This window comes from Pseudomonas migulae NBRC 103157, from assembly GCF_002091715.1.
GTDB classification, from domain to species: domain Bacteria; phylum Pseudomonadota; class Gammaproteobacteria; order Pseudomonadales; family Pseudomonadaceae; genus Aquipseudomonas; species Aquipseudomonas migulae_A.
The window spans coordinates 1-17,210 of sequence record NZ_BDAG01000067.1; the positions used below are offsets into that span (position 1 = coordinate 1).

Annotated in this window: 11 protein-coding genes; 6 read left to right on the forward strand and 5 right to left on the reverse strand. The window is 59.8% G+C overall.

What is annotated here, in order from left to right; genetic code table 11:
- Positions 1-199: 199 nt before the first annotated feature.
- On the forward strand, positions 200-2,182 hold the full coding sequence (mnmC, locus tag PMI01S_RS29600) for a bifunctional tRNA (5-methylaminomethyl-2-thiouridine)(34)-methyltransferase MnmC2/FAD-dependent 5-carboxymethylaminomethyl-2-thiouridine(34) oxidoreductase MnmC1 (RefSeq protein WP_084323724.1): 1,983 nt from the start codon (positions 200-202) through the stop codon (positions 2,180-2,182).
- A gap of 5 nt (positions 2,183-2,187) precedes the next feature.
- On the opposite strand, the gene PMI01S_RS29605 is transcribed toward mnmC, so the two are convergent.
- On the reverse strand, positions 2,188-7,014 hold the full coding sequence (locus PMI01S_RS29605) for an NEL-type E3 ubiquitin ligase domain-containing protein (protein WP_084323725.1): 4,827 nt from the start codon (positions 7,012-7,014) through the stop codon (positions 2,188-2,190).
- Between the two features lie 296 nt (positions 7,015-7,310).
- On the opposite strand from PMI01S_RS29605, the gene PMI01S_RS29610 reads away from it, so the two are divergent.
- The 4 genes from PMI01S_RS29610 (at position 7,311) to PMI01S_RS29625 (ending at position 12,614) form a co-directional block, all read left to right on the forward strand.
- On the forward strand, positions 7,311-9,083 hold the full coding sequence (locus tag PMI01S_RS29610) for an N-acetylglutaminylglutamine amidotransferase (protein WP_084323726.1): 1,773 nt from the start codon (positions 7,311-7,313) through the stop codon (positions 9,081-9,083).
- 3 nt (positions 9,084-9,086) lie between these two features.
- Entirely contained in the window at positions 9,087-10,835 is a 1,749-nt protein-coding gene (ngg, locus tag PMI01S_RS29615; RefSeq protein WP_084323727.1) for an N-acetylglutaminylglutamine synthetase, read from the forward strand.
- A gap of 159 nt (positions 10,836-10,994) precedes the next feature.
- Positions 10,995-12,185, forward strand: a complete 1,191-nt coding sequence (locus tag PMI01S_RS29620; protein ID WP_084323728.1) for an osmoprotectant NAGGN system M42 family peptidase — start codon at positions 10,995-10,997, stop codon at positions 12,183-12,185.
- Between the two features lie 201 nt (positions 12,186-12,386).
- Complete coding sequence (locus PMI01S_RS29625; protein ID WP_003199186.1) at positions 12,387-12,614, forward strand: YheU family protein; 228 nt, start codon at positions 12,387-12,389, stop codon at positions 12,612-12,614.
- 5 nt (positions 12,615-12,619) lie between these two features.
- Here PMI01S_RS29625 and csrA read toward each other — a convergent pair whose 3' ends face one another.
- The 3 genes from csrA to PMI01S_RS29640 form a co-directional block, all read right to left on the reverse strand.
- The gene (gene csrA, locus PMI01S_RS29630) at positions 12,620-12,805 is read right to left on the reverse strand and encodes a carbon storage regulator CsrA (RefSeq protein WP_084323729.1); all 186 of its coding nucleotides are present in this window, start codon (positions 12,803-12,805) and stop codon (positions 12,620-12,622) included.
- Between the two features lie 145 nt (positions 12,806-12,950).
- Positions 12,951-13,283: a YnfA family protein gene (locus PMI01S_RS29635; RefSeq protein ID WP_084323730.1), complete on the reverse strand. Its 333-nt coding sequence runs from the start codon at positions 13,281-13,283 to the stop codon at positions 12,951-12,953.
- 64 nt (positions 13,284-13,347) lie between these two features.
- Entirely contained in the window at positions 13,348-14,163 is an 816-nt protein-coding gene (locus PMI01S_RS29640; RefSeq protein WP_084323731.1) for an SDR family oxidoreductase, read from the reverse strand.
- A gap of 280 nt (positions 14,164-14,443) precedes the next feature.
- On the opposite strand from PMI01S_RS29640, the gene PMI01S_RS29645 reads away from it, so the two are divergent.
- Entirely contained in the window at positions 14,444-14,602 is a 159-nt protein-coding gene (locus PMI01S_RS29645) for a DUF3309 family protein (protein ID WP_174602692.1), read from the forward strand.
- 61 nt (positions 14,603-14,663) lie between these two features.
- Here the strand turns inward: PMI01S_RS29645 and PMI01S_RS29650 are convergent, their stop codons facing one another.
- Positions 14,664-16,757 (reverse strand): LTA synthase family protein, encoded by a 2,094-nt coding sequence (locus tag PMI01S_RS29650; protein WP_084323732.1) that lies wholly within the window; start codon positions 16,755-16,757, stop codon positions 14,664-14,666.
- Between the last annotated feature and the right edge of the window lie 453 nt (positions 16,758-17,210).

The window sequence follows — 17,210 nt, forward strand, 5'->3', positions numbered from 1 at the left end:
AGCTTGCTCGCGATGGACGTAAACGATAACGCGTGCTTTCTGAACAAGCGCACTGCTCCTGAGTCCGTCGCGAGCAAGCTCGTTCTACAGGCCCAACGGCGACTATTCTCCCCGCCCTTCCCGACGTGGTACTTGCCATGGATCAAGCAGCGACTCGGCGATCGGCTAGAATGGCCGACTTGCCGTTGCCGAGCCTGCCATGAAACCTGTATTGCCCCACGCCCAGCTCGACTGGGACGACCAAGGGCTCCCGCGTTCGCGGGTGTTCGATGATGTGTATTTTTCCGACCTGTCCGGGCTGGATGAAACCCGTTACGTCTTCCTCGAACAGAACGCACTGCGTGAACGTTTTGCCGCATTGCCGGTGGGCGGGAGGCTGGTCATTGGCGAGACCGGTTTCGGCACCGGGCTGAATTTTCTGTGTGCCTGGCAGTTGTTCGAACACCACGCAGTGGCCGGTGCGCGACTGCATTTTGTCAGTGTCGAAAAGTACCCGTTGAGTGCGCCTGATCTGCAACGGGCACTGGCCTTATGGCCAGAGCTCAAGCCGTTTGCCGATCAGTTGCTCGCACAGTATGTGGCGATCCATCAAGGCTTCCAGCGGCTGGTACTGGCTAACGGTCGCGTGACGTTGACCCTGTTGATCGGCGATGCGCTGGAACAGCTGCCGCAACTGGACGCACAGATCGACGCCTGGTTTCTCGACGGTTTCGCCCCGGCGAAAAACCCCGACATGTGGACCGCCGAACTGTTTGCCGAGCTTGCCCGGCTGGCGGCGCCCGGTTCGACCATCAGCACCTTCACCAGCACCGGTTGGGTGCGTCGTCTGCTGAACGCGGCAGGCTTCAAGATGAAGCGCACGCCCGGCATCGGCCACAAATGGGAGATCCTGCGGGGCACGTTCCTTGGCTGGCCTGAAGAAGTCCCTGCGCCCGCTGCGGCCAAGCCATGGTTTGCGCGCCCGACAACGCTGACTGGCGAACGCAGGGCTCTGGTGATCGGTGCCGGCCTGGCCGGTTGCGCGACGGCCGCCAGCCTCGCGGCGCGGGGTTGGCAAGTCAGCCTGCTGGAGCGCCACGCTGCGCTCGCGCAGGAAGCCTCGGGCAATCCTCAAGGCGTGCTTTATCTCAAACTCTCGGCCCATGGCACGGCCTTGTCGCAATTGATCATCAGTGGATTCGGTTACACCCGACGCGTGCTTGAACAGTTGCAGCGAGGTATCGACTGGGACGGATGCGGTGTGCTGCAACTGGCCTTCAACGCCAAGGAGGCCGAGCGTCAGGCGCAGCTGGCACAGGCGTTTCCCGAAGACTTGCTGCACACACTCGATAGAGAACAGGCCGAAGCGCGTGCGGGTATCGGTCTGCAATGGGGCGGGTTGTATTACCCCGAAGGCGGATGGGTGCATCCGCCAGCGTTGTGCCAATGGCAAGCGAAGCACCCCGACATCCGGGTTCTGACGCATCACGATGTACTGGAGCTGCGTCGAACGCAAGGACACTGGCAAGCCTGGGAAGGCGATACGTTGCTGGCCGATGCACCGGTAGTGGTCCTGGCCGGCGCCGCCGAGATCAAGCGTTTTCCTTACAGCAGCGAGTTGCCGCTCAAGCGCATTCGCGGACAGATCACTCGCCTGCCCCAGACACGTGAAAGCCAACACCTGAGCACCGTGGTCTGCGCCGAAGGTTATGTCGCCCCGGCACGATTGGGGGAACATACGCTGGGCGCCAGTTTCGATTTCAACAACGACGACCTGACACCGACCGCCGCCGAGCATGCCGGTAATCTGCAGATGCTCGAAGAAATCTCCGTCGACCTGCTCACCCGTCTCGGCGCAGACACATTGCAGCCCGAAGCGCTCGAAGGTCGCGCAGCGTTTCGCTGCACCAGCCCGGATTACCTGCCGATTGTCGGGCCGCTGGCCGATGTTCAGGCGTTCGCCGATACCTACAGCGCCCTGAGCAAGGATGCCCGGCAAATCCCGGACATCCCTTGTCCATGGCTGGACGGCTTGTACGTCAACAGCGGCCACGGTTCGCGTGGCCTGATCACCGCGCCCTTGTCAGGCGAATTGCTTGCTGCGTGGCTGGATGACGAACCGCTGCCATTGCCCAGAGCCGTGGCGGAGGCGTGTCATCCGAACCGCTTCGCGTTGCGGCGCTTGATTCGAGGCAAGGCCTGAGGCGTTCAATCCAGCGCAAAGCAAGTCTTTGACTCCTCAGCCTGCATCGCCGCCTCGGTCAGGCGCTTCAACAAAGCGGTTTCGGCGGCCTTCAATTCATCGGCGATACCGTCGACCTGTGGGCGATAGCCCGCGCCAAGCGTCGCCTGGTTTTCAAAGGCTGTCTCCATCCGCTCGTGAAACGGCGCAGTCAGGTCGGTGAACTGTTGGCCGTGATGCTGTCGCAAAAAATCGCTCCAGAACGTGCGGCCACTTACGTAAGTCGACAGATCGGGGGAGATTTCTGCGGCGACGACCTTGTTGTAGGCACTATCCAGGTCCTTCTGATTGACGCCGCTTAGCGATGCATAACGCATATGCCGGGGCTGACCGAGAAGTTCAAGCCTGTCAGCCAGGCCGGTGCGATAAGCCAGCTCTACTTCCACCGGATCGAGCGCGGGAGTGGCAGTGGCATGTTCCCCAGCGAGTTTGACGAGGCGATCCAGTCGGAACAGGCGTCGCCCAAGGCTCAACAGTCGAGATGCCTGATCATGGGCATTGGCGGACAGTCGGACCACCGTGTCGATATGCACGGCCACCTCCAGGTTACTGAAAATCGTGGCCGCAGAATCCGCGCAATTGGCTTTCACTGCCATCGACAGCAAGTGAGCGCGTAACGCCGGGTCCATCTGAGTCGCCTCAATGACACTCCAGACCCGTCGGGTCATGTCTTCGTGCACAAAACGGCTGTCCGCCGAGCTTCCAACTTCAGCCAGCAGTTCGAAGAATCCATTCGAGCCGGGTTCGTTTTTCAGCGCCAGCCATACACGATTACGACTGGCATAGGTTTCTTCAACGGGTTTCGACATCCATAGGTCTCGAGCCCGCTGTTCATTGAGCACCGTGGCTTTATCGTCCAGCAGGCCCATTCCGATGCCCGTACTGTCACGGTAGGTTTCCAGCTGCGTAAGGCTCTGCGCAGAGACCGGATTAAAGCGCAGGTTGATCGTTTGAGCGAATCGCCGAGGGACCTGGAACAGCCAGTCTGGCAACTCCCGAATCTGGTTGCTTCGCAGGTCTGCGAAGTCCAGATACGGCAAGCGGGAAAGCCCCACGGGCAGCTCCGTAGCGTGGGTATTGCCCAGGAACAGCGATTGCAGATCCCGCATTTTGCTGACATCGATCGTGGCCCCCAAGTGGTTGCCGCTGAGCGCCAGCGTGCGCAAATTGCCCATGTCGGCCAGTTTGCGCAACGTGTGTTCGGTCAGCTTTATCTGATTACCGTTCAGGCTCAAGTACTTGAGGTCGGGCATGTGCGACAACACCTCAGGCAACCGTGTCAGTTGATTGCGGTCCAGCTCCAGACTGACGAGCGCTTTGAACGGAGTCAGGAAATATGCCAGCTCATCGCCCGCCTGCATGTCCTTGATGGAAAGGCTGCGCACATGGGCGACATCCTGTTCAGTCAGCGTCGGCAATGCGCCCACTGGATTGCGTTCCAGCGTGAGTGTTGTCAAAGACTGATTTTGCGGCCAACGCGGATGCGTTACCCGGCGCCAGCAGTTTTCGATCGCGATGGCGACCTGACGACGGCTGACACGAATGTCGTTGAGCTGCCCCGGCAGCTGCTTCATTTGCACTTCATCGTCACGCCAGGTGTGCAGCACACCGAGCAGTTTCTTCAGTTGCTGCTCAAGCTCCTTGATTCGATTCACCCGCTGCATCCGAGTGCTGCCGGCGTTGTCGAGAAACGACGAGACTTGAGCATCGGTGAACATCGGATAGAGTTTTCTGACTTTACGAATCAAGCCCCTTGCATACGTACTCGCAGCGGGAGGATCCTCCTGGACACAGGCGGACAGGTGTTTCGCTGTATCACTGCGCTCCCCCCGCAACACTCGCCCTGTATGCGCCGGATCGCCAGCGGCGGCCCTCGTCAGTCGCGATCGCAACGAAGGGCCATCCAGCGTCTCGTTGCCCGTAATCCCCATGCGTGTACGTTGGGTCGCCGGCAATGCATCCAGTATCGACTGCAGCAGCGTTTCGCTCGTCTGCGTGGAAGACACATTGCCATTGGTTTGGGTGACCTGATAGCCGGTGGACGTCTTGGCGATCACCCCGAGCGCCTGCGCATCCGCTTCGCCCACGCTGTCCAGCAAGGGGCCGGTAGCCGCTCCCTGTCGTACTTCGAGTCGATAGCCGTCATCCCAGCCTTGCACGCGATCCATCAACCCGAGCGTCAGTTTGTCGGTGTCGGCATTCGCCAGTTGCGGGAGACGCACCCCCATGAGCGCGCGATCCTGTCGTAACGTGGCCCGTGCCTCACTGACCTGCCGGGCGAGCTCCATGCCGGGGATCTTGCGGTCGCGCAGAAAGCTGCGATCCCTGCCAGAGGCGTTTTCCAGCAACTCCTGACGCACGCGAACGGGGAGATCAGCAGCGTATTCGCCCAGCGTCTCAACGTCACCGCTGGCGGTGCCGTCCCAGGCTTTATAGAGCCAATCAAACAGCGGCTGGCGATTACCCTTGAGATGGCTGGCGATTTTTCTGGTCAACCGCAGCGATTTCGATTCGGTCGTCGAAACGCCAATCATCGCTTCGACTTCAACCGGATAGAGGCCACTGATGACGGTATCGAGCAGTCGCCCCGAGTCCAGGTCCGCCTGGTAAACGGGCACGCTGTCGACATCATCGTCGTGTGGCGCTGTTTCGGGGAAGCGGGACACAACGAGGTCTTTTTCGTCCCGCACTTCAATGAAGCGCTCCTTCGGCCAGCCGGGCAACCTGGGCAATGTATGAAGTTGCTCTTGAACGAAGTCCGTAGTCGAGGTTTCTCCCCGCGCCATCGCGTCGATCATCGCGGTGACACGCCGGTCGATCTTGAAGCGCTCGACACAATCATTCAGCCGCTGCGGCAACCTGAGGTCGCTTTCATGCAGTTGATACAACTTGTCAGGCGTCATGCCGGTGATGTCGGCAATCGCTTCAAGGTCACTGCCCAGATCGTAAAAGCGCTGATCCGTGCGGCCCAACGCGTAAGCACCGTCGCGCCACTCGTGCGCGTGTTCATAGACATGCCGCCAGCCACCTTCCACGTTTCGCTCGACGGCAGGCTGAAAGGCGTCAGTGCGCACAGGATGATTGAGGGTCCATGCCGACCCCGCAGCGTTGCGGGTGACTCGATAGGGTGCCCCGTCCATGACAATCGACGTCTGTCCGGCGTGTCGATAAAGCCCTTGCGAATCAGGTTGCACGTCGGCTGGCAACGTTGTGGTCTGCTTATAGGGTTCGAGGTCGGGTTTCCATAATCTGGCTTTACCATCAGAGCGGGTGACGGCCTCGAAACCATCGAAATAGGCCATCTGCTCTTTCGCGCCTCTGCGGATGGCTGTCGCGATGATTTTGCCGCCAGCGGCAAACGCGGCCAACTGCGCGACGTTTTCAACCACATTCAGCAAATGGGACAGCGCCTGCGCCCGATCGCCATGCGTCCAGTCAACCACACCCTCATACACCTCGCTGACGAGGTCGACGACAGCCGCCGCCAACATCAATTGGCCAATCACCGGTACGAACAACGCAGCGGCGTTCAACAGCACAAGACCGCCATCCAGTAATGCCTGAATGGTTTTCTCCCGTTGTTGCTCATCGACGTTTTCGGTCGGTACGGCAAGGATTCGCGCGTCTTCTTGAGCTTTTTTGACAAATGCGCTGAAGAAAAAATCGCCGAGGCAGGTGTCGGCGGGCGTGGCCGTGAGCGTGCCCAAGGTCTTGCCCTTGTCAAACGAGGTAAAAAAACCGGTTTTATCGTGGCCGTGCAGATACTGCTCGGCGAAAATTTTCCTGTAGCTTCTGGATTGCAATTTGAGGGTGAGGTAGGTCTTGAACTCATCCAGCGAGGCGTACTCATACAGCGGTCGTCGGGGCTCGTTCGGCATGTAAACCACGCAGCGGGCTTTCGACTCGGTGTCGATGGAGACCCTGGAAAATACCAGTACCCCGCAGATGCAGGTGTCATGAATCATCAGGCCCTGCCAGAACACCGGCCCGCCATCAAACAGTGCACCCCTGATTTGAGCCGCAGGGAGATCCTGTTCGATCACACTCGGCAGCATCGTATAAACGGCGTGGGTGATGTCTTCTTTCAGGTAAGCCATGTGGAGGGCGACTTGCAGGTCCAGCGCCTTCAACTTCCGGATGTCAGCAGCGGAGGCTCGATCATCGACCGGCGCACCTGTAGCGGGTCTGACAGGCAACGCCATTGCCTCGTCGATATGACGCTGATAGCGGGCGCCCAGGTCGAACTCACGACACAGCTTGGCGAATTGTTCCGGGGTTATCTGAGTACCTGATTGGGCCTTTGCATCGATTCGTATCACTGAGTCCGCGGGAATACCGCCACTCCTCGCTTGCGCATGCGTAAAGTTTTCCATGGCGGCGTGGAGCAGGCTGCGTGATGTGGTGATTTCTTTCTTTGCGGAGCCGAGGACCGGGAGCACGCCTGTCGAGAAGTAGGTTTTCGTAGTGATGTCCAGCGTGTCCCGCTCGACATCGAAATCGATCGTCCACTTACCCTTGAGAAAGCCGGTCAGTTGCTCTTTGCAGAATTCGTCCAGTGGCTTGAGCTTTTCGAGCGCCGTTTTGACCTTGGCTTGAGCCAGAAAAGACTCCTCGAACGCGGAGGTCAAAGCCTGCACCACTTTCAGATCTGCCGTCGCCAACCAATGCGGGATGGACGCTTGCAGCACTTGCGCCTTGTCCAGATCGCCTGTGTGTTCCAACAACGCTTCGAGACGTTGCGCGGGTGTCATTGGCACTGCCGCGGAGGCGGAATTGGGTGTCGTGGTCAGCATGAGCAATATCCTTATTGCGTTGTGAGGCCCTCAGTTTATGAAGCTCGAACGGCATTTAATAATTCGAATACCGGGTCGAACAGGCGTGCATCCAAACAGCTACTCCTATGCATCCGAGCAATATTTACCGCCCCGGCAATGCACGTTTCTGCCTTGCTCGCCGTTCACCCGCCAATACCTGCTTATTACTTATCGATCTAAAACTCCCACTACCGTGACGGGTCAGTTTCTGAGTACCCGCTGTTTTGGCCGGGTATCGATAGACCCTCCCCAACGGAAAAACCGGTAAGGAATTTATGTGCGGATTAGCTGGCGAGTTACGCTTTGATCATCAACCTGCGGACCTTGCAGCCGTTGAACGAATCACCCATCACCTGGCACCTCGCGGACCTGACGCGTGGGGTTTTTTCAGTCAGGGGCCGATTGCCCTGGGCCATCGTCGCCTGAAAATCATGGACCTGTCGGACGGCTCGGCGCAGCCGATGGTCGACAATCGACTGGGCTTGTCCCTGGCGTTCAATGGCGCGATCTACAACTTCCCGGAACTGCGCGCCGAACTGGAAAGCCTCGGTTATGCCTTCTATTCCGGTGGCGACACCGAAGTGCTGCTCAAGGGCTACCACGCCTGGGGCGAGGCGCTGCTGCCGAAACTCAACGGCATGTTCGCCTTCGCCATTTGGGAGCGTGATGCCAAGCGCCTGTTCATTGCCCGCGACCGCCTCGGCGTAAAGCCGCTGTACCTGTCACGCACCGGCCAGCGCCTGCGCTTTGCTTCTGCTCTGCCGGCACTGCTCAAGGGCGGTGACATCAACCCGATCCTCGATCCGGTGGCGCTCAATCATTATCTGAACTTCCACGCGGTGGTCCCGGCGCCACGCACCTTGCTGGCCGGCATCGAAAAACTGCCGCCAGCCAGCTGGATGCGTATCGAAGCGGACGGCAGCACCGAGCAGAAAACCTGGTGGACCCTGCCCTACGGCCCCCACGCCGACGAGATGAACCTGACACTGGAAGACTGGCGCGATCGCGTGCTCGATAGCACCCGCGATGCCGTGGCAATCCGTCAACGGGCAGCGGTGGATGTCGGCGTGCTGCTGTCGGGCGGTGTCGACTCGAGCATGCTCGTCGGTCTGTTACGCGAAGTCGGCGTGGAAAACCTGTCGACCTTCTCCATCGGCTTCCAGGATGCCGGCGGCGAACGTGGCGACGAGTTCCAGTATTCGGACTTGATCGCCAAACACTACAACACGCAACACCATCAACTGCGCATCGACGAAAAAGAGATCATCGAGCAACTGCCGGCGGCGTTCCGCGCCATGAGCGAGCCGATGGTCAGTCATGACTGCATCGCTTTCTATCTATTGTCCCGGGAAGTGGCCAAGCATTGCAAAGTGGTGCAGAGCGGCCAGGGTGCGGACGAGTTGTTCGCCGGTTATCACTGGTATCCGCAGGTCGATGGCGCGGCCGATCCCTATGCGGCTTATCGCGATGCGTTCTTCGACCGCAGCTACGAGGACTACGCCGCCACTGTGCAGCCTGAATGGCTGACCGCGAATGACGCCGCCGGCGACTTCGTGAAGGAACATTTCGCCCAACCCGGCGCTGATGCAGCGGTGGACAAGGCCTTGCGTCTGGACAGCACCGTGATGCTGGTGGATGACCCGGTGAAACGCGTCGACAACATGACCATGGCCTGGGGCCTGGAAGCGCGCACACCGTTTCTCGACTATCGCCTGGTGGAATTGTCGGCCCGGGTGCCGGGTAAATTCAAACTGCCGGACGGCGGCAAGCAAGTGTTGAAAGAGGCGGCGCGGCTGGTGATTCCGAGCGAAGTCATCGACCGCAAGAAAGGTTACTTCCCGGTGCCGGGCCTCAAGCATTTGCAAGGCGATACGCTGAACTGGGTACGCGAACTGCTGCTGGATCCGAGTCAGGATCGCGGCCTGTTCAACCCGGCGATGCTCGACCGTCTGCTGACCGATCCACAAGGCCAGTTGACCCCGTTGCGCGGCTCCAAGCTGTGGCAATTGGCGGCGCTGAACCTGTGGCTAAGCGAACAAGGAATCTGATCGATGAAACCTCACGCCACGGCGTATAGCCAACGCCTGTTGCGCGGTCAGGCGCCCTCTTATGAACGCTTGCAGGCGCGTCTGGCCGAAGACGGCAGCGAATTGGGCGCCGCGCCGATTGCCGTGCATTGCGGCTGGGGCCGGCTGCTGATCGGCCACACGTTCCCCGATCCGGCGAGCCTCGCCCAGGAGTTGCTGAATGAGCAGCCGGGTGAGCGCGACATTGCCCTGTATGTCGCCGCGCCCCAGCAAGTGCTGGGGCTGGAGCCGGCGCAGCTGTTTCTCGACCCGTCTGACACCTTGCGCTTGTGGTTCAGCGATTACCGACAGGCGACCCGCGTGTTCCGCGGCTTTCGCATTCGTCGCGCGCAAAGCGATGCGGACTGGCAGGCGATCAATCAGCTGTATCAGACACGTGGAATGCTGCCGATCGATGCCAGTCTGCTGACCCCGCGTCATCTCGGCGGCCCGGTGTATTGGCTGGCCGAAGACGAAGACAGCGGCGCGATCATCGGCAGCGTCATGGGCCTCAATCACCACAAGGCGTTCAACGATCCGGAAAACGGCAGCAGCCTCTGGTGCCTGGCCGTCGATCCGCATTGTTCGCGTCCCGGCGTCGGCGAAGTGCTGGTGCGGCATTTGATCGAGCACTTCATGAGCCGTGGGCTGAGTTACCTCGATCTGTCAGTGCTGCATGACAACCGCCAGGCGAAAAGTCTTTACGCCAAACTCGGATTTCGCAACCTGTCGACCTTTGCGATCAAGCGCAAGAACGGGATCAATCAGCCGTTGTTTCTGGGCCCTGGCCCCGAAGCCGAGTTCAATCCATATGCCCGAATCATCGTAGAAGAAGCCCATCGGCGCGGCATTGAAGTGCAAGTCGATGACGCCGAATCGGGACTGTTCACCCTGATCCATGGCAGTCGGCGGGTCCGTTGCCGTGAGTCACTGAGCGACCTGACCAGTGCCATCAGCATGACGTTGTGCCAGGACAAGAGCCTGACCCACAAGGTCCTGAAAAATGCCGGCCTGAACCTGCCCGCGCAACAGCTTGCGGGCAACGCCGACGACAACCTGGCTTTTCTCGACGAGCACGAGCGGGTGGTGGTCAAACCACTGGATGGCGAGCAGGGCCAAGGCGTAGCGGTGGATTTGCGGACGATCGAAGAGGTGCTGCAAGCCATCGAATCCGCCCGCCGGTTCGACAGCCGCGTGTTGCTGGAAAGCTTCCACGAAGGCCTCGACCTGCGGATTCTGGTCATCGGTTTTGAAGTGGTCGCCGCGGCGATTCGCCGCCCGGCGGAAGTGGTGGGTGATGGGCAGCATTGTATCGGTGCGCTGATCGAAGCCCAAAGTCGGCGACGGCAGGCGGCCACCAGCGGCGAAAGCAAGATCCCGCTGGATGCTGAAACCCAGCGAACGTTGAAAGCGGCCGGGTACGACTACAGCAGCATTCTGCCGGCGGGCGAACATCTGTTCGTGCGGCGTACGGCGAATCTTCATACCGGTGGTGTGCTTGAAGATGTCACGGCGATCCTGCATCCGACCCTGGTGGATGCAGCCGTGCGCGCGGCGCGGGCGCTGGACATTCCGATGGTCGGGCTGGACCTGATGGTGCCGGCGGCGGATCAACCGGAGTATGTGTTTATCGAAGCCAATGAGCGCGCCGGGTTGGCCAATCATGAGCCGCAACCGACGGCCGAGCGATTTGTGGATTTATTGTTTCCGCGTAGTCAGCCGGCGATCTCTTAGTGATGTAGTGCCCGGACGGGCCCCTTCGCGAGCAAGCCCGCTCCCACATTTTGATCGCGTTCCATTGTGGGAGCGGGCTTGCTCGCGAAGGCGTCAGTTCAGGCGACACAAATCTTCCTCATCGAAACCATCGATGCGCTCAACTCATCAGGAGTTTCCATGACCAGCAAAATCCCCGAACCAGATCTCAACTACCTGCAAAAAGTCCTGCTGGAAATGCTCGCCATTCCCAGCCCCACCGGGTTTACCGACACCATCGTGCGCTATGTTGCCGAACGCCTTGAAGAGCTGGGCATTCCGTTCGAGATGACCCGCCGCGGCACGATCCGCGCCACGCTCAAGGGCAAGAAAAACAGCCCGGACCGCGCCGTTTCCGCTCACCTCGACACCATCGGCGCTGCCGTTCGCGCCGTCAAAGACAATGGCCGCCTGACGCTGGCGCCGGTCGGCTGCTGGTCGAGCCGTTTTGCCGAAGGCAGTCGTGTCAGCCTGTTTACCGACAATGGCGTCATCCGGGGCAGTGTGTTGCCGCTGATGGCCTCCGGGCACGCGTTCAACACCGCGGTGGATGAAATGCCGATCAGTTGGGATCACATCGAACTGCGCCTGGACGCCTATTGCGCCACCCGCGCCGATTGCGATTCCCTGGGGATCAGCGTCGGCGATTTCGTGGCTTTCGACCCCTTGCCGGAATTTACCGAAAGCGGCCACATCAGTGCTCGTCACCTCGACGACAAGGCCGGTGTTGCCGCATTGCTGGCGGCACTGAAAGCCATTGTCGACAGCGGCGAAGAATTGATGATCGACTGCCATCCGCTGTTCACCATCACTGAAGAAACCGGCAGCGGCGCGGCGGCGGCGTTACCCTGGGACGTCAGCGAATTCGTCGGCATCGACATCGCGCCGGTCGCGCCCGGCCAGCATTCCAGCGAACACGCGGTCAGCGTGGCCATGCAGGATTCCGGTGGACCTTATGACTATCACTTGTCCCGGCACTTGCTGCGACTGGCCAGCGACAACGAGTTGCCGGTGCGCCGCGACCTGTTCCGCTATTACTTCAGCGACGCACACTCGGCGGTCACCGCCGGCCATGACATCCGCACCGCCCTGCTCGCCTTCGGCTGCGACGCGACTCACGGCTACGAACGCACGCACATCGACAGCCTCGCCGCCCTTAGCCGCCTGCTCGGCGCCTACATTCTCAGCCCGCCGGTGTTCGCCAGCGATGCACAGCCTGCGAAGGGGTCGCTGGACCGCTTCAGTCATCAGATCGAACATGACACGCAGATGGAGAGCGATACGCGGGTGCCGTCGGTGGATAGCCTGGTGGGGCAGCGGTCCGAGAGCTGATCCTGGATTGTCGTCGTCTGACAGATTGCCATCGCGAGCAAGCCCGCTCCCACAGTTGACCGAGTTCCTGCAGGAGAAACGCAGTCAACTGTGTGAGCGGGCTTGCTCGCGATGGCGGTAGACCAGGCAACAGACGAACCCAGGCTAGCCGCAACCCATCATTCGCCGTAGCATCGCGCCCATTGTTTAGCCGAGGTGCCTATGCTGATTCCCCACGACCAACTTGAAGTCGACACCCTGACCCGCCTGATCGAAGATTTCGTGACCCGTGACGGCACCGACAACGGCGATGACACGCCGCTGGAAACCCGCGTATTGCGGGTTCGCCAGGCGTTGACCAAGGGCCAGGCACTGATTGTCTTCGATCCGGAAAGCGAGCAGTGCCAGTTGATGCTCAAACACGACGTGCCCAAGCACCTGTTTGACTGACGCCTTCAACGTGCCTTGGTTTTCCCCAGTTTGACCTGAATGCGCTCGTAGACCTCGGCCCGGTGCACGTTGACGTTCTGCGGCGCCTCGACGCCGAAGCGCACGCTGTTTCCATTGACGGCCAGAACCCGCACGGAAATGGTGTCACCGATGGAGATCATTTCCCCCACAACGCGGCTGAGTACAAGCATGGCATTCGTCCTTCAGGGTTATCGAACCCTGAAGATGCCCGGTGCGCGGTGGGCCTTCAATGCAGCGGGAGCAAATCAGTCCCGCCCTACAGTTGCAACCGAACGTCTCCTTAGGAAACGTCCGACAACCCGTGGGAACGAAGCGTCAGGAAGCGGAAAAACGCGGGCCGAACAGAATGACACTCGCACCGATCACACACAGCGCCACGCCGATCCAGTCCGAACCCAGCGGACGAATCCGTTCGACCACCGCCAGCCAGCCAATCGACGCAATGATGTAGATGCCACCGTAGGCGGCATAGGCGCGCCCGGCGTAGGTCGCCTCGACACGGGTCAGCAGCAGCGCGAACAACGTCAGGCTGAGCAGCGCCGGCACGACCCACCAGACGCTTTTACCCTGGCGCAACCACATCCAGAAGGCAAAGCAGCCGGCGATTTCAAGCAGTGCGGCAAGAAAAAACCACAGGTAATTGAGCATGCAAAACGTCTCGCGAGGATGACCGTGGTGGCCACCCTAACGACGACGTTGTCGACGGGCAAGCTCAGCCTGCGGTCTGTTTGGCCTTGGCGCGCATTTTATCGGCCATGACGGTCATTTCATCGTAGAGCAGTTGCGGATTCTTCTGCTTCAGCGCCCAGGCCATGCGCCCCTGTTCGTGGGGCAGGATCATGAATTCGCCGGCGGCCACATGCTGATAGATGTAGTCGGCAATATCGGTCGCTGTGATCGGCGAGCTTTCCAGCAATTTTCCGACCTGGGCTTTCATGGCCGGCGTCGGGCCGCGGAAGGAGTCCAGCAGGTTGGTCTGGAAGAACGAAGGGCACACCACGTGCACGCCGATTTCCTGCTGCGCCAGTTCGATCAGCAGGCTTTCCGACAATGCCACTACGCCGGCCTTGGCCACGTTGTAGTTGCTCATGGCCGGGCCTTGCATCAACGCAGCCATCGACGCGATGTTGATGATCTTGCCTTTGCTTTTTTCCAGCAGCGGCAAAAATGCCTTGCAGCCTTTGACCACGCCCATCAGGTTGATCGCGATCTGCCAGTCCCAGTCCTCGAGGGACAGTTCGCTGAAGAACCCTCCCGAGGCGACGCCGGCGTTGTTGACGATGACATCGATGCCGCCGAGTTTCACTTCGCAGGCCTGGGCGAAAGCGGTGAGCTGACTGTAATCGCGGACATCGCAGCGCTGGATAAAACCATCGCCGCCAGCTTCGCGGACCAGTTTCAGGGTTTCCTGCAGACCGGCCTCGCTGACATCCGACAAGGCCAGTTGCCAGCCTTCACGCGCCCAGCGCAGCGCGATTTCGCGACCCAGGCCCGAGCCCGCGCCAGTGATCATCATGCGATTTTGCATAGCAAACAGCCTTGTTGTTCCGGGGAAGATGCGCCGAGTGTAGCGAAGGACATCGCCCAACCCACGCTCCATCAGATTGCTGAATGGCCTGAGCAAACCGCGCACGCGGGCGGATCAACTTAATCCCTCTAAAACGAAATAATCCTTTCTTCAAAAAACATTAAAAAAACTTGGAATTTTCTTTCATCCGCGACAGTCGGATTTTGTAAGCAGCTTGGTTTTTTTGAAGTCCAGCTGAACGTTAAACACCAAGTAATTCCAGAACACTTCCAACAAGGAAATCGACATGGGCACAATTTTAATCATTATTCTTATCCTCCTCCTGGTAGGCGGCCTGCCGGTCTTCCCACACTCCAGAAGTTGGGGTTATGGCCCGTCGGGTATCATCGGCGTGGTGTTGGTGGTGCTATTGATCCTGCTGTTACTCGGCAAGATATAAAAAGTTAACAGGCAAAAAAAAAGAGGCCCTTCAAGGGCCTCTTTTTTATTGCGCCGAAAACTCAGTCCGGCTTGCCGTCAACCACACCGGCAGTGTTGTCGATCAGGCTTTTGGTCGCTGTCTGGATGAACGACTCGAGTTTCTGCTTAAGGGCCGCTTCGTCAGCGGACGCCGGAATCAGTTCACCTTTCGGATTGGCGCCGAGTTCGTATTGATACAGCTTCGGCGGCATTTCTTTCGGCAGTACCAACACACGGTCTGCGGTCAGCAACGCTACGGTCTGATCGCTACCCGACGGCTTGATCACGCCGAAACCCTTGTCGCCTTCCGGCAGGTTCAGCAAGTCACGGCCCCAGCATTGGTGGACCACGTCGCCACCGACACGGCCCATGATGGTCGGCACGATGTCGATCTGGGTGCCCACGGTGTGGTCGACCTGGCCGAACTTGTCCTGGACACCCGGCCCGATCAGCAACATCGGCACGTTGAAACGGCCCAGGTCCATTTCAGTGATCTGCTGTTCATTGCCGAAACCGTGGTCGCCGACGATCACGAACAGGGTTTCCTTGAAGTAAGGCTCCTTGCGCGCCTTCTCGAAGAACTGACCGAGCGCCCAGTCGGAGTAACGCATGGCGGTCAAATGTTCGTTGAGGCTGCCACGGTCGGTCACGCGCTCGACCGGCAACGGTGTCGGCAAAGCGTATGGCGTGTGGTTGGACAAGGTTTGCAGCAAGGCATAGAACGGTTTTTTGTCCTTGCCGTCGCGGGCCTTCAACTCTTCCAGGCCACGGTTGAACATGTCCTGGTCGGACACACCCCAGGTCGGGTCGGAGAACACCGGGTTAACGAAGTCGTTACGCCCGATGAAGTTGGTCATGCCCTGGTTGCTGAAGAAACCCGACTGGTTGTCCCAGGCGAAGTCGCCGTTGTAGACATACACGTCGTCGTAGTCACGGGCGCTGAGCAACTGCGGCAGGCCAGACAGCTTGTGACTGCCTTCCGGCGTTTGCATCAGGTACTCGAAACCCGGCAGGTTCGGGAAGCAGGCCATGGTGGCGAACATCCCTTGGTGGGTGTGCGTGCCGTTGGAGAAGAAACGGTCGAACAACAGGCCTTCCTTCGACAGTTTGTCGAAGTATGGCGTGACGTTGCCCGGACGCCCCAGCGCGCCCACCGAGTGACCAGCGAAGCTTTCCATCAGGATCACGACGACGTTCTTGATCGGCAGGGTCTTGTCGGCATTCGGGGTGTAGTTGCGGCGAACAGCGGCCGTTTCCGGATCGACCAGTTTGTCGCTGGGTGTCAGCAACATGTCACGCACGTTCTGCTGGGCCAGCGGTTGCTCCAGTGTGGCTTTCCAGATGTTGTCGCGTTCTTCGGACATCCGGCTTTTGGCTGCCGCGATCAGCGACAGGGTGCCGTTGAGCCCCAACTGGTTGGCGAAGTTCGAGTCGGTGGTGTAGACGTCACCCCAGCGCAGTGGCGGCCCCTGGCGCAGGGTGCCGCGAGCAGCGACCACGCAGACCAGCAAACACACCACAAACACTGTGATGCGCGCGTACCACGGGGCGACCTGGCGAGTGCCGATGCTGCCGCCGCTGAACGGACCGCGAGGACGGGTTGCACGGTCGGCGCCCTTGAACGCCAGGGTCAGGATCAAGGTGCCCACGGCCCAGGCCAGCAGGTAGCGAACTACCGGGAAACCGTACCAGAGCATGCTCATCACGGTTTTCGGGTCTTCCTTCACATACTGGAAGACCAGGCCGTTGAGGCGCTGGTGGAACTCGCGGTAGAAGTCCATCTCCATCAGGCCGAGGAACAACGCGATGCTCGAAGCGATGGTCAGCCAGAAACGGAAGAACCCGCGGGCCGCCATGGCCCGGGCGCTGAACAGAGCCAACAACAGCGGAATGCTGAGGTAGACCACCAGGCGCAGGTCGAAACGCAAGCCGTTGGCGAACGCTTCGAAAAAGGTCGAGGCCGGGGTTTCGAGGATCATCTCGCGGTTGTAGACCAGCAGCGCCACGCGCAGCAGGCTGAACATGACCATCATGACCAGGGCACACAGCAACGTGTAGGCCAGATGCGATTTGACGGTCGGTTGCAGCAGGCGACTAGAAGCTCGCTGCTGACTCAGGGCGTCCGGGATTGCCATGTCGTTTTAGGACCCATTGGAAGTTGAAGTTTCAAAAATACAGCTGCGCCCTGCCCTCTGTCGGCCATTTCTCGGCCCCGGGGTTTGCGCGGTGCGCAAATGTTGCACGATCAATCGCGGCATTGCCATTGATTACTGACCAGCACGACAGGCGCGGGCGAATTGTCTTGAAGGCTTTGTGAAAATTTTGTGCAACGTATATTCGGAAACATAAAAAAGGTCAGCGATTGGCTGGATCTTTGGCGAGGGAGGTGCTTTTGACTGGGGGCATATCCGTTTCTGCGGTAACGGCGGCTAATGGTTTCGCCCTTACGGCGAGTCACTTTGAAAAGCGCCAAGTAACCAAGCGCTTTTGCCCCTTTCGTTCGGTGGCTCGCCTAGGCTCGGCATGCCCTCGCTCCGGTCCTGCTCCGTGGGCCCGCCGCCATCGGCCATCCATGGCCGGGGGCGGCT